14 protein-coding genes, 2 tRNA genes and 2 pseudogenes are annotated in these 22,824 nt (G+C 61.6%); 4 read left to right on the top strand and 14 right to left on the bottom strand.

Annotated features, from left to right (window positions below; all coding sequences use genetic code 11):
• Position 1: 1 nt before the first annotated feature.
• Positions 2–1,492 (bottom strand): FAD-binding oxidoreductase, encoded by a 1,491-nt coding sequence (locus tag RR42_RS24610; RefSeq protein WP_419188909.1) that lies wholly within the window; start codon positions 1,490–1,492, stop codon positions 2–4.
• Positions 1,493–2,190: 698 nt separating this feature from the next.
• Here RR42_RS24610 and RR42_RS24605 point away from each other — a divergent pair.
• Complete coding sequence (locus RR42_RS24605; protein ID WP_043353801.1) at positions 2,191–3,624, top strand: TetR/AcrR family transcriptional regulator; 1,434 nt, start codon at positions 2,191–2,193, stop codon at positions 3,622–3,624.
• A 333-nt stretch (positions 3,625–3,957) separates the two neighbouring features.
• Here RR42_RS24605 and RR42_RS24600 read toward each other — a convergent pair whose 3' ends face one another.
• The 10 genes from RR42_RS24600 to RR42_RS24555 form a co-directional block, all read right to left on the bottom strand.
• Complete coding sequence (locus RR42_RS24600) at positions 3,958–4,788, bottom strand: phytanoyl-CoA dioxygenase family protein (protein WP_043353799.1); 831 nt, start codon at positions 4,786–4,788, stop codon at positions 3,958–3,960.
• Positions 4,789–4,845: 57 nt separating this feature from the next.
• A complete protein-coding gene (locus RR42_RS24595) occupies positions 4,846–5,817 on the bottom strand; it encodes a WD40/YVTN/BNR-like repeat-containing protein (RefSeq protein WP_043353798.1) in 972 nt (323 codons plus the stop codon).
• A gap of 13 nt (positions 5,818–5,830) precedes the next feature.
• Entirely contained in the window at positions 5,831–8,191 is a 2,361-nt protein-coding gene (locus RR42_RS24590; protein WP_043353795.1) for an efflux RND transporter permease subunit, read from the bottom strand.
• 62 nt (positions 8,192–8,253) lie between these two features.
• A complete protein-coding gene (locus RR42_RS24585) occupies positions 8,254–10,089 on the bottom strand; it encodes a DUF1302 domain-containing protein (protein ID WP_043353793.1) in 1,836 nt (611 codons plus the stop codon).
• A 77-nt stretch (positions 10,090–10,166) separates the two neighbouring features.
• A complete protein-coding gene (locus tag RR42_RS24580) occupies positions 10,167–11,534 on the bottom strand; it encodes a DUF1329 domain-containing protein (protein WP_173430728.1) in 1,368 nt (455 codons plus the stop codon).
• A 56-nt stretch (positions 11,535–11,590) separates the two neighbouring features.
• Positions 11,591–12,004 (bottom strand): RidA family protein, encoded by a 414-nt coding sequence (locus tag RR42_RS24575; protein WP_043353792.1) that lies wholly within the window; start codon positions 12,002–12,004, stop codon positions 11,591–11,593.
• A 714-nt stretch (positions 12,005–12,718) separates the two neighbouring features.
• A complete protein-coding gene (locus RR42_RS24570) occupies positions 12,719–13,639 on the bottom strand; it encodes an alpha/beta hydrolase (RefSeq protein ID WP_063778459.1) in 921 nt (306 codons plus the stop codon).
• A 70-nt stretch (positions 13,640–13,709) separates the two neighbouring features.
• Positions 13,710–15,173 (bottom strand): flavin-containing monooxygenase, encoded by a 1,464-nt coding sequence (locus RR42_RS24565; protein WP_052494936.1) that lies wholly within the window; start codon positions 15,171–15,173, stop codon positions 13,710–13,712.
• 199 nt (positions 15,174–15,372) lie between these two features.
• Positions 15,373–16,542, bottom strand: coding sequence for an iron-containing alcohol dehydrogenase (locus tag RR42_RS24560; protein ID WP_043353788.1), 1,170 nt, complete (start codon positions 16,540–16,542; stop codon positions 15,373–15,375).
• Positions 16,543–16,577: 35 nt separating this feature from the next.
• A complete protein-coding gene (locus tag RR42_RS24555) occupies positions 16,578–18,062 on the bottom strand; it encodes an NAD-dependent succinate-semialdehyde dehydrogenase (RefSeq protein WP_043353786.1) in 1,485 nt (494 codons plus the stop codon).
• A gap of 818 nt (positions 18,063–18,880) precedes the next feature.
• Here RR42_RS24555 and RR42_RS24550 point away from each other — a divergent pair.
• A pseudogene (locus RR42_RS24550) lies at positions 18,881–19,153 on the top strand (IS110 family transposase); the annotation flags it as partial.
• Between the two features lie 19 nt (positions 19,154–19,172).
• Here the strand turns inward: RR42_RS24550 and RR42_RS39895 are convergent.
• Complete coding sequence (locus RR42_RS39895) at positions 19,173–19,343, bottom strand: hypothetical protein (RefSeq protein WP_236702269.1); 171 nt, start codon at positions 19,341–19,343, stop codon at positions 19,173–19,175.
• Between the two features lie 404 nt (positions 19,344–19,747).
• Between RR42_RS39895 and RR42_RS24545 the strand changes: the two genes are divergently transcribed.
• Both RR42_RS24545 and RR42_RS41800 read left to right on the top strand, forming a co-directional pair.
• Positions 19,748–21,418, top strand: a complete 1,671-nt coding sequence (locus RR42_RS24545; RefSeq protein WP_082055289.1) for an MFS transporter — start codon at positions 19,748–19,750, stop codon at positions 21,416–21,418.
• Between the two features lie 560 nt (positions 21,419–21,978).
• Positions 21,979–22,413, top strand: a pseudogene (locus RR42_RS41800) (putative Ig domain-containing protein); the annotation flags it as partial.
• 189 nt (positions 22,414–22,602) lie between these two features.
• On the opposite strand, the gene RR42_RS24540 reads toward RR42_RS41800, so the two are convergent.
• Positions 22,603–22,678: transfer RNA gene (locus RR42_RS24540), tRNA-Gly, on the bottom strand.
• Between the two features lie 5 nt (positions 22,679–22,683).
• Positions 22,684–22,765, bottom strand: a tRNA-Asn gene (locus tag RR42_RS24535).
• Positions 22,766–22,824: the final 59 nt, after the last annotated feature.

The raw sequence follows: 22,824 nt of genomic DNA, 5'->3' as shown, positions 1-22,824 counted from the left end.
TTCAGGCTGAAGCGTCGCGCACCTTGCGGTTCACCCAATCGTCCATCGCGTTCGCGCCGACCAGTAGCCCATTGATGAAGCACCACCGGAACGGCTCGGGCGGCAGCGAGGGCGTGTCGTGGTGCAACGCAGTCAGCAGCGGCGGCTCGGTGCCGCGAATGTGCTGGGCAATCATGTGCCCCACCATGGATTGACTGGCTACACCATGCCCAGAACACCCTGCGGTGTAGTAAATGTTCTGGTTCGCGCCGCTTCTGCCGACCACGGGAAGTGCGTCGCCGGCGGCGCTGATATAGCCGCTCCAGCAGTGCCGCAATGCGACGTCCTTCAAAATCGGCAAGCGCTCATGGAGGTTCGTCCTCAATTCACGATACTGATCGTAGGCGGGCACATTCGGCGTCTTTGAGCCGTATGGATAGTGGATGCGCTTGACGGTGGAGATGATCGTGTTGCGTGCCGTCAGGCGGAAGCTTTCCATGGCGTAGTGGCCGGTGATGATGCCTTCGCGCCTTGGCCAACCCAGCGACGCCAGTTGCGCTTTGGACAGCGGCTCGGTCTCGATTGCCGAGATCCGCAATGGCACCACCTTGTTTGCAAGCAAGCCGAGCTGCGGGGTGTAGGCATTGGTGGCAAACATCAGCACCGGGGCGCTGACGCTACCGCCCGGGGTCTTCACCTGGATGACGGGGCCTTCCGTGTAAGACAGCAGCGGCGTGTTCTCGTAAAGCTTCACGCCGGCCCGCAGTGCCGCACGCCGCAGCCCCATCACGTATTTGCCGGGGTGGAGCGTGCCGCCAGTCGGTGTGTATTCGCCAAACAGGAACGCGGGGGGGATCCCGCGCGCGCGCATCTGCGCCTGATCCAGAAACTCCGACTTATGGCCGTGTTCGGCACCGATCTGCATCTCCTCGCGGATCTTCTTTTCCTGCGATGGATGCACGCCCACACGGATCCATCCGGACTGCACGTACTCGCAGTCGATATCGTGTTCCTTGAGCTTGCCTTCGACGAAGCCGACTGCGTCGTCGTAGTAGCGGACGATCTGCGTCGCCTGCTCCTTGCTGATATCCCGGAGCATCAGATCGTATTCGAGCCCCATGGCGCCGGCCAGATAGCCCGCGTTGCGGCCGCTTGCGCCAAAGCCGGGAAACTCACGCTCAATGACAACCACTTTCGCGCCCTGCTTGGCGAGCTCCACTGCCGCGGAAAGGCCTGCGAAACCGGCGCCGGCGATCACCACATCCGCGCTGACATCGCCTTCGAGCGCAGGTTGCATGTCGTCGGGCTTTTCAACCCATCCCCCAAGCGCCCGATACTTTTCGAGGTCGGCTCGCTCTTTGCCGTCCTCCACCGGTTCCGTGCGCGCACTTTGCATCGCCGCCACGGCAGGCACGACAACGGCCGCGGCTGCCGCACCTTTCACGAAATTGCGCCGGGTCATTCCCGCACGCTCAGCTGGCTTTTCCTGCTTTGACTCGACAACCGTGCTCATTTCAGACTCCCTCAATCCTTGCTCAAAATGTGGACAACCTGTGCCGCCTCTTCGATGCCCTGACCCTGGCGCATACCGGCCTCGCCACGCAGTGGTGTAACCGGCTCATAGAGCTGGCCGGTGCCGGCGTGAATGGATACGCGACGGTGCACTGCACATCCGTTGAAGCCGGCTCTCATGTCCGGGGGAAAGAGAAGCGACGCCGCCCTTCTCCTGTTTCACCACCAAGTTGGGAAGGCGTGCAGCACCTCTCGGAACCCGCATGCAAAGCAGCACTGCGATGACTGAAATCCACCGGCTCCTCCGCATTTGATATCAATCAAGCATGAACGTATCTTCGGCCCTAGAATTACGTTCTTATGGCCTAATATTAACGGTGCATTGGCCTACATTCAAGGGCCAACAAGCTAGGGAAAACACCGACCAAGCGCGACGCAAACGGTGTCATGCCGACTCAACTTCGCACGCTGCAAGCTGCTGCGTAGCGCAGCAGACCAACTAAGGGGCTTCGCAGTGCAAGGTTGGCGCGGACAGTCGTCCGCTACGTGCTTGAGTTAAAGACGTTGGCGAGCGCCCGGCGCACGCAAGCAGTCATCTCTTATGCACAAAGGCAGCGGAGAAAGAAGCGGCGTTTTTCCTCTTCCGTCGGATAGGCCTATAATCTGCAGAAGTCTTGTACAAGCCATGGGAGAGTCGACGTGCAAAATAGCGCGATCAAGCGAGGAGCCCCTGACCATTCGGAGGGAGCCAAGTCCGAGGTGCGGCCGTCAACGCGGCGCAATCGGGAACAGCGCATTCGGGAGATCATTGATACCGCCCGCCAGGTCTTTCAGGATGACGGCTATGCCGGGTTCGCAATACGTCGTGTAGCGGATCGCATGGGCATCACCCATGGAAATCTCCAGTACTACTTTCGAACGACAGAAGAATTGCTGCGCACCGCGCTCCCGGCCTATATGAGCCAGGTCATGGAGGACTACACAGCGATTGCGAATCGTCCGGGCACGGGGGCAGCACAACGTTGCTCCGTGCTGATCAATCGCATCTTCCAGAACATCAACGAGACCGATCTGCCGAAATTCATGGTGGAGATCTGGGCATTCGCCTCGCATGACGCCTTTGTCGCGGAACTGCTGGACGATATGCAGGCGCGTTTTCGAGGCATCTTTGCGAAGTTACTGTCGGAGCTTCACCCCACGTTGAACAGCGAAGAATGTCTGGTGCGTGCCGCCGTCATCGGCGCCCAGATGGACGGCATGACGCTATTTGCATCGCACGGCGACTACCCGGGAAGAGACTATGTCGAACTCGCTCGTGTTGCGAAGCGCGCCGTAAAGATGGTCGTGAGTGCTTCAGCAGCGACGCTGAAAAACGAGGTGCCCCTTCGTCGTCCACGCACGCTTCACGACGGTAGCGATCTCCGTGTCAGCGTTTTTGGATCTGACGGGTATCTACAACCGGCTCTACTGGAATTGCGCGTGCGTCAGTCGGCTCAAGACACCTTCCACTATCGGCCGACAGCCCAGGGGAAGCGTAGAGAGATCAAGATTAACGAGATCATCTCCATCGCCGCCAACCTGCTGGCGACGGAAGGCTATGCAAACTTCACCTTGGCACGGGTGGCAAGAGAACTTGGCGTCCTGCCATCAGTGCTTCAGAACTATTTCCCGACCCATGACGACTTGCTTCGCTCGACGATGGAGGCGGTGGGGCAGGCTTATCTGGACCGCTACTCGGAGATCGGCAAACCAAGCGACAAGCCGACACAGGAGCGCATGCTCGAAATTGCCGCAGAAAACTTCAACGAATCCTGTGTTCCTGCGGTACAGCAACTCTGGTCGGAGATGTGGGCGCTGGCCCAGCATTCAGAGATCACGCGTGAGTATGTGAGAAACGGCTATGCCGCCTATCGGGTGATCTGGGCCGATCTCATCCGCGAACTCGACGCGTCGGCAACCGCGCGGGAATGCCTTGCTCGCGCGACACTCATCACAGCACTGCTGGACGGTGTAACGATGCTGCGGTTTGACGCTCAGCATCAATCCGTGAGCGAGGACCGCGCATTCGAACTGGTGATGGTGATGACAGCACTTATCGCGCAGGGACGCATCGCTACCAACGACGTTCCATAAAGCAAGAGCATCAACAAGCCGCACGGATACGCCCATTGGCTGGCTGCCCGGAAGCAACCCGGACTCGAGATCGCGGCTGTATGTCTGACCGCCGACGCGGTCGCGCGCCAGATTCAAGAAGAATCCGACCCGCTTAGGAAAAAAGATGCCGTGCTGCCACGGCATCGAAAGACCCCAGAGGAGACCGAACCTAGGATCCAGGAGACGTCACCAGCGCACACATTCAATTGCACCGAATCGCTGTGCACTGGTCTAAAGAACCTCGGCGTCGTTGTGGTCAGACGCGACCCCAGCCAGGTGCTACGCCACCGCTGCCGAGGCACTTCTCATGCGTCAACGCAACTGCGTGAAATATGGGGGCCGGTACGGTTCGCCCGGCGTCAGCGACGAATCATTGAGCTCGCTAATGTCATAACCGAAGTTGCATCCCCCAGTCGGCAGGGGCCGGTAGAACAGCTTGTCGCCGTGGAACCGGTAGACCAGCGTATGGCGATCCGGGCAATCCGGGGTCACGGGAGCACCACCGTGCAGGGAGCCGGAGTGGAACACCAGCGCATCGCCCGGCTCAAGATCCCAGGAAAGGACATCCCACGACACAGGATCCTTCATGCGCTCAGCCTCAATGTTGGGCAGTTGGGGCCAATCGGTATTGGCCCACAACGGCTTGGTATGATTGTTCGGGTCGTCGTAGGAGGTACCGTTGTACTGAATGCCGAGGTGGGAGCCTCGCACGATTTCGAGCGCATTCTTGCGGGGAATCCTCTCGAAACAGGTCCAGATGTTGAGCATCTGCGGCCCGCTCATTGGATAGTACGAAGTGTCCTGGTGCCACGGCGACCGGCCAGCCTTGCCGCCCTTCTTGATGAAGATTTCCTCACCGATCAACCACACATGCTCGGTGTCCCAGAGCGACGCCACAAGTGCATCGAGTTCCAACGCCTTGACCGTCGCAACGTGCACATCGCGGTTGTCAAAGTTGCCGTAGTCGTTGAAATGCTCGTCCGGCGTGCCTTCGAATGCGTAGCCGTGCTGTGCGCTCGGATGGGCGACCCCGTAGTCGAACGCCTCGCGCATTTGCTTGAGTCGCTCCGAGCGAAACAAGCCTCGGACGACGGTCGCACCATCACTAGCCAATTCCAGCTTCATCTGCGCAGTCACTTGCATGTCAATCTCCTCTTGCCTCGTTAAACCGATGTGTGCGAAACAGCATCACAAACGCGCTCAAAGCCCAGCGAGCACGCCATCCTTCGAAAACAGAATCGGCCTGCCGCCCGTATCGATCACCGCTGCCGTGACCGCTGCTCGGTCGGGGCGCTGAGCTACGTCGAACGGCGCACCGTCCTCGCGCTGCTTCATCACCAACCCATCCAGCCCAACCGCAAGGAGCCCCTTGCCCGATGCCACAAGACCGGTGATCGAACTCTTGGTCTCAGCCTTCAATGGTTGCCAGGTCGATCCGCCATCGCTGCTTTGGAACAGGCTGCCGAGCAGACCACCCACCACAATCCGCCCATCGGGCATGGCTACACCCGACCACAGCGAGCCCTTGCCGCCCGTTGCCAGGTAGTCCCAAGTGGCACCGCCATCGGCCGACTTGAGCACCGTCCCTTGCTCGGCCGAGATGTAGAGCGCGCCCTTACCATCCGCAAACACGTGGTACAGATTGCGGTCGGCCTTGCCACCCCCGGGTGGTTTTAGCAACGTCGTTTTGGTCCACGTCTTGCCACCATCATGAGTCTGCAGCATCAAAGACCACAGCCCAACCGCAATGCCGTCGTGGTCGTTCGTAAATAGCACAGAGAACAGCGGCTGATCGACGGCCGTGTCCATCCGTTGCTTTTGCCATGTCTCACCGCCATCGCTCGTCGCGAGAATCACACCCCACTGCCCGCCTGCCCAGCCGTGTTTTTCATCGGCAAAGGAGACAGCGGATAGCGTGGCGGACACCGGCACCGTGCGCGCCTGCCGATACGTGTTGCCTTCATCGTCGGAGAGCAGAACGATGCCGTGCTCGCCCACGGCGACGATGCGTTTTCCGGCGCGCGTGGCGTCCAGCAGCATCCTGTTGGTCGGCACTGGCCACGTATGCGCGGGCTTGGCGCTCCAGGTCGCGACCGTGCCTTCGGAGGGTGCTTGTGCAAGGACCACAGAAGCCGCGCACAGTGCAATGCTGGTAAAGATAGTTTTCATCATGGTTGCCTCCGGATCAGTGGTTCAACAGGCCCGGTGCACGCGCCGGCTTGCGCCGCGGGAACCAGCGCCCCAGCACCGAGGCCAGCGCTGGAAGTGCGGTCATCGCCATCACCAAGTTCACGATGAACATGAAAGCCAGCAGCTTGCCCATGTCCGCCTGGAACTTCAGGGCCGAGAAGCTCCATGTCGCCACACCGACGGCCAGCGTGATGGCAGTAAAGATCGTCGCCACACATTCGAACTCCAGCGCACGCTCCATCGCGCGCTCGATCGGGTCGCCCTCGGCCAGGTGCCGCTGCAGGCGGTTGTAGATGTACAGCGCGTAGTCCACGCCGATGCCCACCGCCAGCACCATCACCGGCAAGGTCGCCACCGTCAGGCCGATCTTGAGTTCCTTCATGAACCAGTAACCAATGAAGGTGGCCACCGTCAGCGGCACGCAGCACGCCAGCATCGAGCGCCAGTCGCGGTAGGCCAGGAACACCAGGATCACGATGGCTGCGTAGACGTACAGCATCATCGGCAGCTCGCTGTGTTCCACCTCGTCATTGGTGGCGGCCAGCACGCCGGCATTACCCGCTGCGAGGCGGATCTTGATACCCGGGAACGGATGCGATGCGCGGTACTGCTTGATGTCATCCAGGATCCGGTTGATCGTCGTCGCCTTGTGATCGGTCAGGTAAAGATGGACAGCCGTCATGCTGCAATCCGCCGTCATGAAGCCCTTCAGGCGTGCCACATCGACCGACACAGCCCCATAGTTCTCGGGGTCGATCGGCACGACGTTCATCTTTGGATAGTCTTCGTTGTAGCCCGCGTTGTAGGTGCGCAGCATCCCCGAGTACGACTGGGCGGACACTACGCCCGGCTCGGTGCGCATGGCGGCGGTGAACTCGTCCTCATACAGGCCGGCCGCCGGGTTGTCACAAGCCTTGCCGCTCGACTCGATCGCCACCGACAACCAGTCGAGGCCCATGTCGTAGTTGCCGGCAATCGACGCCGCATCCCGGTTGAAACGCGCTTCCTCGCGCAGCTCCGGCGCGCCCGGCTGCAGCGTGCCGATCACACGGTCGCGGCTCTGCCAGACCGCGAGCCCAAACACCACCAACGTGATCAACAGCGTGACGCCGGCGTACTTCGGCTGGGCGACCTTTGACAGAGGACGCAGGACCGCCGAGCGCCAAGCCGCACGCTTGAGTGCGCTCTGCGCATAAGCCTGCGTGAAGTTGAAGCACGAGGCAGCCACCGGCAACAGGATCAAGTTCGTCACGATCTTGTAGGCCACACCCAGCGATGCCGTGATCGCCAGCTCCCGCACCATGGGAATCGGGATTAGCAGCAGCGTGATGAAGGATACGAACGCGGTAACGAGGGCCAGCACACCGGGGATCAGCAAGCCGCTGAAGCTGTGGCGGGCGGCGTCGTAGGAACTATTGCCGCGGGCAATCTCGCGCACGATGAAGTTCACTTGCTGCACGCCGTGCGACACCCCGATGGCGAACACCAGGAACGGCACGAGCACCGCCAGCGGATCAAGCCCGAAGCCCAGCAGCCGCAGCGTGCCGAACTGCCAAACCAGCGACGACAGCGAGCACACAATCAGCAGCACCGTGAAGCGCACCGAATGGCAGTACCAGTACACCGAAAGGGCCGTCAGTAGCAGCGCGATCGCGCAGAAGACGAGCACACCCTTGGCGCCATCCGCAATGTCCCCAATTTGCTTGGCGAAGCCGATGATCTGGACCTCGTATCCCGCATCTTCGAACGGCTTGCGGATCTTGTCTTCGAGCGTGTGGTTGAACGCCACGTAGTCGAGCACCTTGCCGGCGCTATCGCGCTCGTTCAACTCAGCGGTGATCATCGCGCTGTCTTCGTTGTGCGAGACAAGCGTGCCGACATAGCCGCCGAGCGTAGTCGCGCGACGAATGCTCGCAACGACTTCAGGCGTCAGCTGATCCGGCGTGATGTTGCCCGAGATGATCGGCTCGGCGCGGAAGCCTTCTTCGGTGATCTCATTGACGAACGCGTTGGGCGTCCACAGCGAGCGCACACCGATGCGATCCACGTTCGGCAGGTAAATGACGGCCTGGGTCACGTTGTACAGACGTGTGAGCCCCTCCGGCGTCCAGATGGAACCCTTTTTCGCGCGTACCACCACCGTGATGCGATTGGCCCCAAGCAGATCGTTCCGGTACTTCTGGAACGTCTGGATGTATTCATGGCCGATCGGCATCTGCTTCTCAAAGCCCGCATCCATGCGCAGTTGCACGGCGAAGACTGCCATCCCTGCGGTGAACAGACCGATCACCACGAGCACGATCGCGCGGTGGCCGAAGAAAAGTTTTTCCAGCCCCGCAACAAGACGATTCAACACGACACTACCCCTTCAAGTATTTCTGGCTGCGCACCGCGTGCGCCGCTGCCCACACGAACGCGTCAGAAGTTGCGCGTGACGAATGCGCCGATGAAGTTGCGATCCGAGTACGGATTGCCGACCGTGTTGTGGCCACCCCAGAACGCCGTGAAGTTGATGCCCGCTTGCCACACCGTCGGGTTCTGGTTGAACAGCACGTAGAAGTTGGCCGACTTCGCGCCCTGCATGTAGTTCGCGTTGAAGGTGGGCGTATAGCCGTACAGGCCCGCGTTGAACGTCACACCCGGCGTGACCTGCCAGCCCGGGATCAGCGTGCCGTCATAAGTCCAGTTGAAGTCGACCGTCACGCCGCCCGAGGCGGCCGTACCCTGGCGCATGCCGATGGGGTAGCCCGCGCCCGAGTTGTTGTTCAGCCACGTTAAGTAGCCAGCCTGGGGTGCCTGCATGACCTGCACGCCGTTTACGGTGCGTGTCACGCTGCCACCCAGGCCTGGGTAGTAGACCATCGTGGCCTCGGCGGTCAGCGTGGCCGACTGCGCTCCGATCATCTTGAGGAACGGATACTCGCTGCGGGTGAGCGCCAGAATGCCGTTGATGCCGAACTGCAGCTTCTTGCGATCAACCCACTGCTGGCAGTCGACACCGGCCGGGTTCACGTTCAGGTCCATCGGTCCGCCTGCGCCGTAGCAGCCCGAGAGCGCCACCGCGTCACGCGGGCGATACGACAGTTCCGTCCCCACTGCCCACGGCCCAACCGGGAAGTTCGCGCTGATACCAAACAGCTGACGATTCTGCTGATACGACCACTGCGCTGTGTTGTTCGCGAACGAGGTCAACACGGGCGACTTGTCGGTGTAGTTCTCGTAATAGAAGGCGAAGTTCGCGTCGATGGAGGTCGGCACGTAGTTGAACTTCACACCGAACTGCGGCTTGTACTTCGAAGGCTGCTTGTTGGAGACCGGCAGCCCGATCGAGAACGATGGGGCCCCGGCGAAGTCACCATTGACCAGGCCGTTGTTGATTGCCGCAATAGTGCCCGGGTCATGGCTGTTCAAACCGTTCTGGCCTGCGACCGTGCCCGCGCTCGGGCCATTCGCGTTGAAATTGGTCGTGTTCACGGTGAACGGCTCAGCACCACGGCCCACAACGTTGGACGCCGACCAGAAGGAGCCAACCGGCGGCATGCGGTTGCCGTTCTGGATGAACTGGTAGTAGGCCTCGGTGCTGAAGCCATGTGAGAGATTCGTGGCAAAGCTCACCATCGGCGCGGGTAGCAGCGCCTGCTTGAGCTGCGAGCCCGGAATCAGCAACTTCTGGATATCAAGCGAGTTGGTGGCATTGATGCCGCCCATGGCAAACATGCTCTCGCCCCAGTTGATGACCTGGTTGCCGATACGGACGTGGGCGTTCTGATCCGCCACGGTAAAGTCCTTTTGCGCCCATAGATCAAGCACGCGCGCGTCGTAAACCACCTGCGCCCTCGCATCACTCGACAGTGGCGTGCGCTCGGTGTTCTTGGCCATGAAGTCGTACATGCCGGTGCCGCGCGCCATGAACTTCAGGCCCTCGCTGGGCATCGTCAGCAGCAGCTCGCTGGTCGCGCTCAGGTACGTGCTGTAGGGCTTCCATCGGCGATAGTTCAAATCGCCGTTGTCGCCCGCGCCCCACTGGTCGGTGTTGGCCGCCGCACCGCAGCCGTTTGCGTTCGGATCGCCCGTGAGTGCGCAGCTCGGGCTTTTTGTCCGCGTTGCCACACCGGCTGTGATGTTGCTTACCAGTGATCCCTTGACCGCGTCGTCCCCGCCAAAGGTGAAATCGTAGGCATATGCGCTTGACGCAGTGGCCCCCAGAACGGCGAGCGAGATCGCGCTCCGCCGAAACATCGTCGTTGTTTTCATCGTGATTCCTCCAACCCGTTTTGATACCGGTACGCCCCTCCTCAAGTGCGTGCCGGTCCCCGCTCATGCGGCCACGTTCAGCGCTCGCTCACCGCGCGCAGGGTTTCGGCCGTGAAGAAGTCCGTCTTGAAGCGCGGATCATTGATCTGCTCGTACCAATGGATGTCTTTGCCCTGCCCGAACGTCGTTTGATCCATCACGTAACGGCCATTGCTGAGGTCGTACATCGCGAAGGGCATGTTGTCGCACGTGCCGCCCAACTCCCACACCGGAATCGGGTAGCTCTCGCGCACCTTCCACAACTTGCCTTGGGCGTCATAGTCTTCGCCGATGAGGGCTAGCCAGCTGTCTTCATCGAGGTAGAAGGCCTTCTTGGATGCAACGTGGCGCGCGCTCGGTTTGAGCGTGGCCTCAACCACCCAGACGCGGTGCATCTCGTAGCGACGGTTGGCCGAAGCAATGCCATCGGGCGTGGCAACGTCGTGCAGGTTGGTTTTGAACTTGTACATGCCGAACGCGTTGTACGGCACCAGCAGTTCCTTCTTGCCGACGAGCTTCCAGTTGAACCGGTCGATGGTGCCGTAGAACATGTTGGCCTCATCGATCAGGTACTGGTTCTCCATGCCAATGACCGGCGCATCGTGCGTATAGGCCGGCATGCGACGAACACGTCGCTGGCCCGGGAAGTAGTAGAACGTCTCCGAAGGCTTGTTGAAATACTGACGTTGCACGAACGCCTGCCCAGCGAGCGCCGGTGGCGATTCCATCTTGAAGAAGGCCGCACTGCTCAGTTGATCAACATCCTGCGGCGTCGTCTTGCCCGGCTTGCCCCAGGGGAAGAAGGCATGCTGCGGAGAGATCACGTCGATCCATTCGTTGCTGCCCGGGCGCGGGGAAATGGAGGTGACCATCTTCGGCCATTCCAGACCCTCACCGTGGTAGCGATACATATAGTTCAGGATCGCCTCTGCGCCGTTCTTGGGCTGGGGGAACGCAACACCAGGAAGGGTCGCGGTCTGCATCTGCTCTCCCGTCGAATCGAGCTTCGCTCCCGTCACGTTCGCCTTAGAGTTCTGCGCAACGAAGTCAGGCACCTGGCATTCGCGATGCGACGGATACACATCCATGCGATAGCCCTTCTTCTGCTTGAGGAGCTGGATCTGGCCGGGCGTCAGCTTGTCTGCGTACTTGTCGATGTTCGATGCATCGATCGAGTACAGCGGCTTCTCGTTCTTGTGCTTCCAGAAATCGCCGCGGTACTTGCCCCACTCCCATCCGGCTTCGGGGGATTGCTTGCCAGCGTAGGCCGAGACGCTACCGTCCTTGCTGGCAGAGCGATCAGCGCCCTCGGGTGTGAGGTCTTCCGCCATGGCGGCGGTGCCGATCACACAACATACTGCGGCCGCGATAGCGGATACGACTCCAATGCGTTGCTTCTTCATCATGGGCTCCTTCCAATATCTCTCGCCTTGCAGCCAGCATGTCCGGCCGCCTCAAGCGCTCATTCCTCTCCGGATCCGGCCACGGCCATTGCGCGAATCTCGATAAGCAATCCATGCAAGGCCAACTGCGTCACCCCCACCGCTGACCACGACGGATAGCGGCTCGGAAAGTACTGGTCCTTGACGGCGACAAATGCATCGATGTCGCCATGCAGGTCCGTGTGAAACGTCGTGAGCTCAACAACATCGGCCAGGCTTGCGCCCGCCTCTTCGAGAACGCGCTTCAGGCATTCGAATGCGATCTGCGCCTGCGCTTGCATCCCCTGCGCAGGCTTCATGTCGGCGTCCACCCCAACCTGGCCAGACACCCACACCATGTCGCCCACACGCGTTGCCGGCGAGAAGTGATACGCGTCGTAGTGCCCTTGGAAAGGGGCCGGGACGATCGATTGACGCCTATTGCTCGCTGCCATGGCTTGAGCCTCCCTGCATAGATGCGTTGATGGAAACAGGTGCGCGGAGTGGAAGAAAACGCCAATAGCGCTGTTGCCCCGGCGTGTGTTTTCGGGCTGCCATTTGAAGATCGCCTCGCCGCCAAGAAAGCCAGCACGGGCGCGTGACGCGCGGTGCGGTACCGACCTGGGCGACACCCAACTGTGCATCGCCTTACGAGTACGTATTGACGGCCTACACATAGCGTTTGTATGGCCTAATATTAGCGTTGCACTGGCCTATCTGCAAGGTGGGAAAAGCTAGGGAAAATACCAACCAAGCGGGACGCAAACGATGTCCAACCGGTTCATTACGCGTGCTGGTGTGGATTCGGCGGTTCGATCGCCGCAGCGCAACGCTTCAGCACGCGCGAGTGTCGCGTTGCCATCGGAGGGAGGGCCGGAACTGGAGCGACTGAGGGAGGCGCACTCGCGACAACGCCGGCTCCATCGCCAGGAGCGTCGAGAATTCCGTGTTCAAGGGGGCTGAGATTCACGCGGGCGGTCGACCGAACCGATCCGCGCATGGTAAGGCGAATGGGGTCATGCCTTGCACGCCTGGCAAATTGCCGAAGTGCGAGTCAAGACCGGCAGGATCGGCGCGGCATGCCTGGCGCAGCGATCAGCACACGCGCTAGCTCGCGTGCCACACGTCAGGAGAAGGCGACCTCATCGTCACCCATCAGAAGCAACGCTTCACGAATGCGAAGAAAGTCGGCGAATGAATAAGCCCGCACGCTCTAGCAGATTCTGCGCAGTGCTGATGCGCCCTGCCGCCGTGAAGATGCCGTGCATGTGACGAGGCAGGTGGTGATGCTCCAGCAAGCCACCTGCCCGCGCCGCCATTGCCGCGTATTCAATGCCTTCGTCGCAGAGTGGGTCCAGGCCAACCGTGGTGATAAACATCGGAGGCTGACGGCGGCCCTCTGCGTGTAGCAGCGGCGACAAGGCAGGCTGGTCAAGCGGTGTGCCTGCGGGCACGTACAGATCACGGAACCATTGCATCGATTCTGCGACGAGCGGCAGTCCGCCCTGGAAGCGGCCATAGGACGGCCGGCTTGCTGTAAGGTCCGTCACCGGATAGAGCAGCACCTGGCCTACGACCTGGTACGCCCCTGTAGCCGGCGCGTTGCTGATGATGGTCGCCATACTGCCGCCCGCGCTATCGCCAGCCAGCACCACGCGGCTGGCGTCAATGGACAACGCAGCCGCATTGGCTACCAGATAGCCGAGTGCCTGCTCGCAGTCCCGTAGCGGCACGGGCCATTGATGTTCCGGGGCAAGGCGATATTCCACCGACGCGACGATGCAGCCACTTTGCCGCGCCAGCAGTCGGCAAATGCCGTCATGCGTGTCAATGCTGCCAATCACCCAGCCGCCGCCATGCAGGAACACGGCCAACGGCCCCTTGCCGCCCGCGCACTCCGCCTCGTCGGGCTGGTACAGCCGCACCCGAATCTCACCGTCGGTCACTGGCACCATGATGTCGCGGTGGTCAACGCCGTCGATGTCTTTCAAGCCGTGCAGGCCGCAGGCCCGGGCAAAGTTCGCACGCGAAGGCTCCGGCGCCTGGCTGCCGTAGTGCAGGCCGCCCGCCTCGCGGAACGCCTGCACCATGGGCCGCGCATCCTCCGCCACCTCGCTTAGCGGCTGCCAGGAGAGTTCCGAAGACAAGTCCCTGCCCCCGTCAAACCTGCTCGAATGCGCCGAGATCCCAGCGCACCGCCGCGCGGTACTCGTCCACCGTGCCGGACCAGTTGTTGATGACCTTGCCCTGGGCGTTCTTGTACCAGCTTGAGCAGTCGGCGGAAAACGCCGAGCCGCCCATCGCCGCCTGCAGCGCACGGTTGTAGTCGTCGGATCGCGCCTTGCTGACCTGGCACGCACCAACGCCCGAAGCCTCGATGCCGCGAATCGCATCGATGATGTAGCGCTGCTGGATCTCCAGCATCGACAGGATGGAGTTGTGGTTCAGGTTGGTGTTCGGGCCATAGATCATGAACAGATTCGGGAAGCCCGGTACCGCCATGCCGAGGTAGGCTTCCGGGCCGTCGGCCCAGGCATCGGCGAGCGAACCGTCGAGGCCGCTGACCTGCAGGTCACCCTGAAATGCCTGGCTCTCAAAACCGGTGCCGAACACCACGACATCGAAAGCGTGCACGCGGCCATCCTTGGTCAGGATGCCCTCTTCGACAAACGCCTCGATTCCGGCCGTCTCGAGCGTGACGTTGTCGCGTGTCAGGGCCGGATAGTAGTCGTCGGAGCGCAGAATTCGCTTGCAGGCAAATTCATAGTCAGGCGTGAGCTTGGTACGCAGGGCCGGGTCGGCCACGCTGCGCTGCAAATGCTCCAGCGCCAGGCGCTTGCCTTCGCGCTGCGCATCGGTGCCGACGCGGGTGCGCTCGAAGCCTGACTCTCGGAATGCATGCAGCCTCTCGCGGCTCTTCTCGAACAGTACCGGATCGCGCTGAAATTCATCGAGCTGTTCCGTGGTGAAGACAATCTGATTGCGCGGCATGATCCAGTTGGCGCTGCGTTGGAACACGGTCAGATGGTTCACCACCGGCGCAATCTCGGGAACGTACTGCACCGCGCTGGCCGCGTTACCAATGCTGGCGACGCGCTTGCCACGCAGATCCACGTCATGGCGCCAGTCGGCGGAATGAAAGTATTCCCCCTTGAAGGTGATCAGTCCCGGCACCTTGGGAATCAACGGTCGGTTGAGCTGGCCCCAGGCCGGCACGAAGAAGCGCGAAGTCAGGCGCGAGCCGTCGGCCAGCTCGAAGCGCCAGAGGCGATCGGCCTTATCCCAGACCGCGCTGCGGATTTCGCTGTTGAAGCGCAGGTGGGCATCGAGTCCGAAACGGGCTGCGAGCGATTCCATGTAGCCAAGCAGCTCGTCGCGGCCCGCGTACATGGCACTCACGCGCAGATGCGGATGGAAGCTGTAGCAATAGAGGTGCGATTCGGTGTCACACGCCGCGCCGGGGTAGGAGTTGTCACGCCAAACGCCGCCCAGCGCCGGGCGCTTTTCCAGCACGACGAAATCATCGATGCCCGCCTGCTTCAACTGGGCCGCCATGCCCAACCCGCCGAATCCGGCGCCGAGGATGACAACCTTGTAGTGACCGTTGGTTTCCACGTTACTCATGATGCTTCACTTCCTGTGCTGCGGGCCCCGCCCGACGACGGGCCCCTCTATTGCAATGGATTGGTAGATGCCAGCCTGCCCCGTGCCCGACCGCATCGCAGGCCAAGTTCAGGCTTCGCGCCTGGCGTGGGCCAACACGCGTTTCTCCAGGCAGTGGCGCGCCGGTCTGCGCCGGTCCAGCGAGCGCCCCACTCCCTCCTCAGTACGCCTGTTCGTAGAGCCGCAGGGCGTCGGCTTGCTGCACCTCGACCGGGTTGTTCTGCAGTAGGCGCTGCTGCTGCATGGCGTCCGCAGCAAGCATCGCCAGGCTTTCGCGCGTGACACCGGCATCGCGCAGCCGCCGCGGCGCACCGGACCGATCCATCAGATCCTCCATGAATCCAATAAAGGCCGCGGTGCGGGCTTCGTCATCGCCGTCTGCCTGACCGATGCCCAGCGCACCAGCCAGCTCTGCGTACTGCGCAGCCGCTGCTGCGGCGTTGAAGCGCAACACCGGCCCAAGCATCAGCGCGTTCGACAGACCGTGCGGGATATGGAAATGCCCACCCAGCGGATACGCCAACGCATGCACGGCCGCAACCGGCGCATTGGCAAAGGCCTGGCCGGCGAGCGTCGCGCCAAGCAGCATCGCCTCGCGCGCGCCCCGGTCGTTACCGTTCTCGCATGCAGGTAGCAGATTGGCCGATAGCAGGCGTAGCGCCTCACGCGCGAGCGCATCGGAGATGGCGTTCTTCTTGTGCTTGCTGGTGTAAGCCTCGATGGCGTGAACCATGGCGTCGATCCCCGTGGCCGCGGTGTGCTGCCGCGGCAGGCCGACGGTCAGCTCGGCGTCCAGGATCACTCGGTCTGCGTAAAGCTGGGGCGCGACGATTCCCATCTTGGTCGTCTCGCCGACCGACACGATGGAGATATTGGTGACCTCCGAACCGGTACCGGCCGTGGTCGGCATCTGCACCAGCGGCACGCGTGCGCCCTTGACGTTTCCGATGCCGTACATCTCGGCCAGCGGCTGCCCGGAGACAACCAGCACGGCCGCCAGCTTTGCAATGTCCATCGACGAGCCGCCACCCAGACCAATCACGAGATCGACACGGGCCGCGCGCGCATGCTCGACGCAGCGCAGCAGCACCGCCTCAGGCGGATCGGCCACCACTTCGTCGAACACGGTCACGCGGAAGCCGGCTGCCGCCAGCGATGCCTTGGCGCCCTCCAGCACCCCGGCCTTGTGCAGGCCACCATCGGTGACGACCAGCACACTGCGGCGCTCGGTCCATGCAGCCAGGATCTCTCCCAGGCGGCGCGCGGCGCCCCATTCCTGGAGGATGGAAGGGACCGTGTCGAAACGTACCGGCTGTTGGAATTGAGCCATTCTCTTGCTCTTTGGTGTTGTCGGTTGCGCCGTGGTCAGACCTGTGCGCACAGGTACTTGATTTCCAGGTATTCGTCGATGCCGTATCGCGAGCCTTCGCGGCCGAGGCCGGACTGCTTCACGCCGCCGAACGGGGCCACCTCGTTGGAAATCAGACCGGTGTTCAGGCCCACCATGCCGTACTCCAGCGCTTCACCAACGCGCCAGATGCGCGCGTTGTCGCGGGTGTAGAGATAGGCGGCAAGGCCGTACTCGGTGTCATTGGCCAGAGCAATCGCCTCGGCCTCATCGCGGAAGCGGAACACAGGAGCTACCGGACCGAACAGTTCCTCGCGAGCCACGCGCATGTCCGGCGTGGCGCCGGCGATCACGGTTGGCTCGAAGAACGTGCCACCCAATGCATGGCCCTTGCCGCCGACGACGACCTTCGCGCCCTTGCCGACGGCATCGTCGATCATGGCTTGCAGGTGTTCGCACGCGGACTTCTGAATCAACGGCCCCTGCTGCACGCCTGGCTCGACACCATTGCCGACCTTGAGCTCCGCCACGCGGCGCACCAGCGCCTCGACGAAGCGATCGTAGATGCCGTCCTGCACCAGGAAACGGTTGGCGCATACGCAGGTCTGCCCGCTGTTGCGGTACTTCGACGCCATCGCACCTTCGATGGCGGCATCGAGATCCGCATCGTCGAACACGATGAACGGCGCGTTGCCGCCCAGCTCGAGCGACAGCCGCTTGATCGTCGGCGACGACTGGCTCATCAGCACCCGGCCAACCTCGGTCGAGCCTGTGAAGGACAGTTTGCGCACGACCGGGCTGGCCGTCAGGACCGCGCCGATCTCGCGCGATGGGCCGCACACCATTTGAAGCACACCGGCGGGAATGCCGGCACGCTCGGCCAGCACTGCCAGCGCAAGTGCGGTCAGCGGCGTCAGGTCGGCCGGCCGCACGATAATCGAACAGCCCGCGGCAAGGGCTGGTGCCACCTTGCGGGTGATCATCGCTGCCGGGAAATTCCACGGCGTGATGGCCGCGCAAACGCCGACCGGCTGGCGAATGACGAGAATCCGCTTGTCGGTCTGCGGATGCGGTGCGACGTCACCGTAGATGCGCTTGGCTTCTTCCGCGAACCACTCAACAAACGACGCCGCGTAAAGGATCTCGCCGCGCGCTTCGGCCAGCGGTTTGCCCTGCTCCGAGGTCATGATCAGAGCCAGGTCGTCGGCATTGGCAATCATCAGATCGAACCAGGCACGCAGCAGCTTAGCCCGCTCGTGGCTGCTGCGGCGCTGCCACACGGCCTGCGCTTGTGCGGAGGCCGTGATCGCGGACTCAACCTCGGCACCGCTCAGGCTGGCCACGCGGGCCAGGATCTCGCCCGTGGCAGGATTGGTCACCGCAAACGAGCGTCCGCCGGATGCCTCTTGCCATCCCGAGGCCAACCAGGCGCGCGTTTCCAGCAGTGAAGGGTCGCGCAGGCGGGCTTGGAGCGCTGTAGTAACTTGCGTATCGTGGTTCATTACTTTGAACTGCATATGATGTGGATGACGCTTCGCAGAAAGCGGCTGGGCAAGCTATACAGAGGCCGGCGAACCAGATATCGGAACGCTTCGACCGCACGCCCACCCTGGTTGGAAGGCTCTGCTACACCTCCGCGGCGAGCCAATGTGCAGCGACCTTCGCAAACGCCGACGCCTTGGCATAGGTGCAAAGAGACAGTCAGGGCAGTGCAACCATGCAAGATGTCAGTCTCGACAAACTGCCTCTTAGTTGCGTATCACCGGCCTATAAACAACGTTGTCATGGCCAAATATTAGCGTCTTAATGGCCTAAATACAATGTGGCAGAAGCTAGGGAAAACACCAACCGGCTCAGGCGCAATTGATGTCGAGTCGAGTTAGTTGGGCGTGTTGCGGGACATGCAGTCGCGGCTGTTCAAGCGCAGTGTTTGCACGTGTGTGCACTCGCCATTCGAGGTAGACACCTCGTTGCCGTGTATGCGGGCTTGAACGACTGAAGGAGACGCAAGGCTTGTCGACGCCCACCAACGTGGACAACGGTTCGGAGTTCGCTAGTAAGGTGCTCGATGTGGGGCGTACGAAGCGGGTTGGCTTGACTTCCTCGCCTCCCGTTTCAACATAAAGCTTACCGTGAGCATCGATACCTCTACCCGCGTACAAGCTGCTACAGCGCTCTCCGTTGCTCCGCGTTGGCCCTATTTGGGGTAATCGAATGGAAGGGACTTCCCCGTCCCGAGGCAGCGGCGGAAGCCGCAAGTCGGCATCGAGGTGCATGATGGCTTGTCGAAACGCCATCAAGACCACAGGAGGGGAAGTCCATGTCCATTGTTACCGTGGGGATCGATCTGGCCAAGACCATATTTGCCGTTCATGGGGTCGATGCGGCAGGCAAACCACTTCTCGTCAAGCCGAGAGTTGCCCATGATCAGTTGGCCATGCTCATTGCCGAGTTACCCCCTTGTCTGATTGGCATGGAGGCTTGCTCGGGCGCGCATCATTGAACTCGGCTGTTTCGCGTGCACGGACATACCGTCAAGCTGATGGCGCCCAGGTTGGTTGCGCCATATCGCATGTCCGGCAAGCGTGGCAAGATCATCGGGATCCTTGATGTCAAGGCTGATGAAGCGCTTGCCGCAGTTGATGGCATGGAAGGCCGCGCCGCTGCCCTTCCACTTGCTCGGCCCCCAAGCCGAGCGCCGCAAGGATCTGGCCGGCGAACGGCGCCGAAGCGCTGTCACTCCGCTCGACCACCACCACGCCGTCAAGAGGAAAGTCATGCATTGCTGATACGCTCCTTCGCTGGATATGCGTTGCGTTGCATCTGCTTGGACCTGACGCATGCGCGAAGCGTAGAGGTGCGCCACCGTCTCTCCAACTGGCCTCCTTCGAAACGGCGATTCCGAGGGATTGAAGTGGCGAGTCGCCGTGGACTACGCAGACGGCAACTACGCGCTCACGACAACGGATGCGCCACAGCCATGCGCAACTTCAGGTAGAACATGAAATAGGTGATGTTGCGCGCCGGTGGGCAATTTGCGCGACGCACGCGGGGGCAATACACGCAGTCCTTCGCGCCATGTGCCCTTTCAAAGTACGGAATGGCTTCGGCCCGTACGTTGACGGCCGCTTGGCGGCCACTGGATCCTCACATTGCGGGACATACCGCAATTCCAGGAGCCATGACCATGAACAGTCCCGTCAGAACGGAGACAGCCATCGCCCACGGGCCCGACGCAACCAGCCCGATGTCGCGGGCAATCTGGGCCGCTTCGATCGGCACCATCTTTGAGTGGTACGAATTTGCCCTGTATGGCGCGCTGGCCTCGGTACTGGCGGATAAGTTCTTTGCTGGCGTGGATCCGTCCACGGCCTTCATCTTTGCGCTGCTGACGTTCGCGGTCGGCTTCATGATGCGTCCACTGGGCGCACTGGTGTTCGGACGCATCGGCGACATGATCGGCCGAAAGCGGACGTTCATGATCACTATCTGCATGATGGGCGGCGCGACGATCGGCGTCGGTTGCCTGCCCACCTATGCTTCGGCGGGCATCGTCTCGCCAATTGCGCTGCTCTGCCTGCGCATTCTGCAAGGATTTTCCGCGGGCGGTGAGTATACTGGCGCCCTGACCTACGTTGCCGAGTATTCCCCCGGTCGCCGCCGTGGGCTCAACATGTCATGGACCACAGCGTCGTCAACCGTCGGCCTGCTGTTGTCATTCCTCGTGATCCTGGCTTCGCGCACCATCGCCGGCGACAGCTTCGACGATTGGGGCTGGCGCCTGCCGTTCCTCGCCGCATCGGTGATGCTGCTGGTTTCACTGCTGCTGCGCGTTCGCATGGATGAATCGCCCGCGTTCCGCAAGCTGCGCAGCGCAAACAAGCTGTCGAAGGCGCCGTTGCGCGACGCATTGCTGGATCGCGCCAATCTCGGCCGCATCGTCATCGCCTTCGCGTTGTGCGCCGGGATGACGTCCATGTACTACATGGCTGCGCTCTATCCGACGTTCTTCCTCACCAAGTCCCTGAAAGTGGATCCCACCACGGTGAATACGGTCGTCCTGCTGGCTACCGCACTCTGCGTCCCCGTGTTTCCTCTGGCCGGATGGGCTTGTGACCGATTTGGCCGCAAGCCGGTATTGCTGGTGGGTTTTCTTACCAGCGCGCTGCTGGCGTTCCCGGTGTTCAAGGGACTCGTGATTTACGCCAATCACGCCCTTGCCGCCGCACAGGCCAAGGCGCCTATCTCTATCGAAGTGGACCGTGCGGCCTGCTCGCTGATGTTCAATCCGCTGGGTAATCGCAAGTTCGCCTCGTCCTGCGACTTGGTCAAGCAAGCCCTGGCCAACGCGGGCGCCAGCTACCAGATCATCGACGCCGCCCCTGGCACGACCGCGAGGATCCGGATCGGCGATGACGTCCTGGACGCCTACGATGCAGGCGGCATGTCTGCGGATCAGGCAAAGGCACAATCAAGCCAGTTGTCGCAGGCGCTGCACGCGGCGCTGGAAAAGTACAGCTATCCCGGCAAGAGCGATCCGAAGGCCTTTAACGTAACGGTGGTGCTTCTCCTGCTGGCGCTCTTCTTCGCCAGCTCGATACTGACCGTGATGACGATCGGTCCCGCGCTGGTGGAGATGTTCCCGACCCGCATCCGCTACACCTCGATGGGTGTACCGTATAACCTCGCTACCGGCTGGGTAGGCGGGCTGTTGCCGACCTTCGTTTTCGCCATCGCGGCCCAGACTGGCAACAGTCTCTGCGGCCTGTGGTATCCCGTTGGCTGGACGATCCTGTCCCTGGTTGCGCTGTGCTTCTTCCGCGAGACCCGCGATATTGACATCGCCGCTGACGCCTGAGCTCCGAGCTCCGAGCTGGCGACATCGTGCGGCATTTACATCGTCGGCGGCCTGATGCCGGTCTTTTCGCGCTTCGGGTGCAGCGCGTGGTCGCCGGCGGCAACGCGGAGGCGCGTATGCCAGTCGACCAGACGCGCGGTGTGAGCCGCCACCGAAATAGATAGCCCCCAAGAGCGTGCAAGCAACTTGCGCTGACGTACTGCGAGTCAACGTCTCATCCGGCGTCTTAGGAGGTGGCGTGCCTCGAGCGCGTCGTCAGATACCATTGGCTCGTAAGCCCCGTCGATTTCTGCCACATCCGGCTCGTCGTTGAACGGTTCCAGATTGAGTTGCCCCCGAGTGCCAGACACGCGCTAAGAGGCGGCGAGAGGCTGGCCCTACTTAGATAAGACTGTTGCCTCTCCTACAATCAGCGACGCTGATTGTCTCGTCCCTCGCGGTTATCTGCGCGAGAATGTCACGGAAGATGCCGCGTGGATCTTCGTGCTGCCCGCTGACACATTTGCTGCGAGGGATGGCGGCGCCCTGAGTTTCAATGCGACGCTCGCCATGATGCCGCATTGCCTTCGTGGTTGACGTTCAATGCGGCGACGCGGACGTTCACTGGTATGCCGCTCAACGCAGATATCGGCAGCCTTGTTCTCAATGTGACCGCCACTGACGCGACAGGCGCGAGTGCGGCTACGACACCGGGCATCACCATTGCCAACACGAACGACGCGCCCACAGTCGGGGCGCAGATGGCTGCGCAGACTGTTGCGGGAGCGGTTCTGTGGAAGTACACGCTGCCTGATGGTCTGTTCGTCGACGTGGATGCGGGCGACAAGTTGACGTATAGCGCAACGCGCAGCGATGGCAGCGGTCTGCCGGCCTGGCTGAGCTTCGATGCGGCTACCCGCACGTTCAGCGGCAAAGCGAGCAGCGGCGATGCCGGGAATCCGGACTTAGAAGTCACCGCCACTGACCATGCGGGGTCGAGCGCCGCTCAATCCTTGCATATCGTCGTGGCGGCCTCGATTGCAGGACAAAAGATCATCGGAACCGCAGGCAACGACTTCAGCCTGGACATACGAGTCTCAACACGACGATGTAGTGCCGTTGTGGCAGATGGAATGAAAAAAGGGGCCGAAGCCCCTTTTTTCAAAGACCAGCGGACTTCGATGGAAGTCCGTGGACATCATGTCTGGAGCGGGAGACGAGGCTCGAACTCGCGACCTCAACCTTGGCAAGGTTGCGCTCTACCAACTGAGCTACTCCCGCTTATTTGGCTCCCCGACCTGGGCTCGAACCAGGGACCTACGGATTAACAGTCCCGAGGCCTCGCTGACTTGAGCCCCAAATCGGGGGGACGCGAATTGTATCGTAAAACTAGCCCGCAGTGATGTGGGCTTTTCTGTTTTTTTCGC

The organism is Cupriavidus basilensis (assembly GCF_000832305.1).
Lineage (GTDB): Bacteria > Pseudomonadota > Gammaproteobacteria > Burkholderiales > Burkholderiaceae > Cupriavidus > Cupriavidus basilensis_F.
The sequence above is the reverse complement of the archived record's forward strand: the minus strand, read 5'-3'. Positions and strand labels throughout refer to the sequence as shown.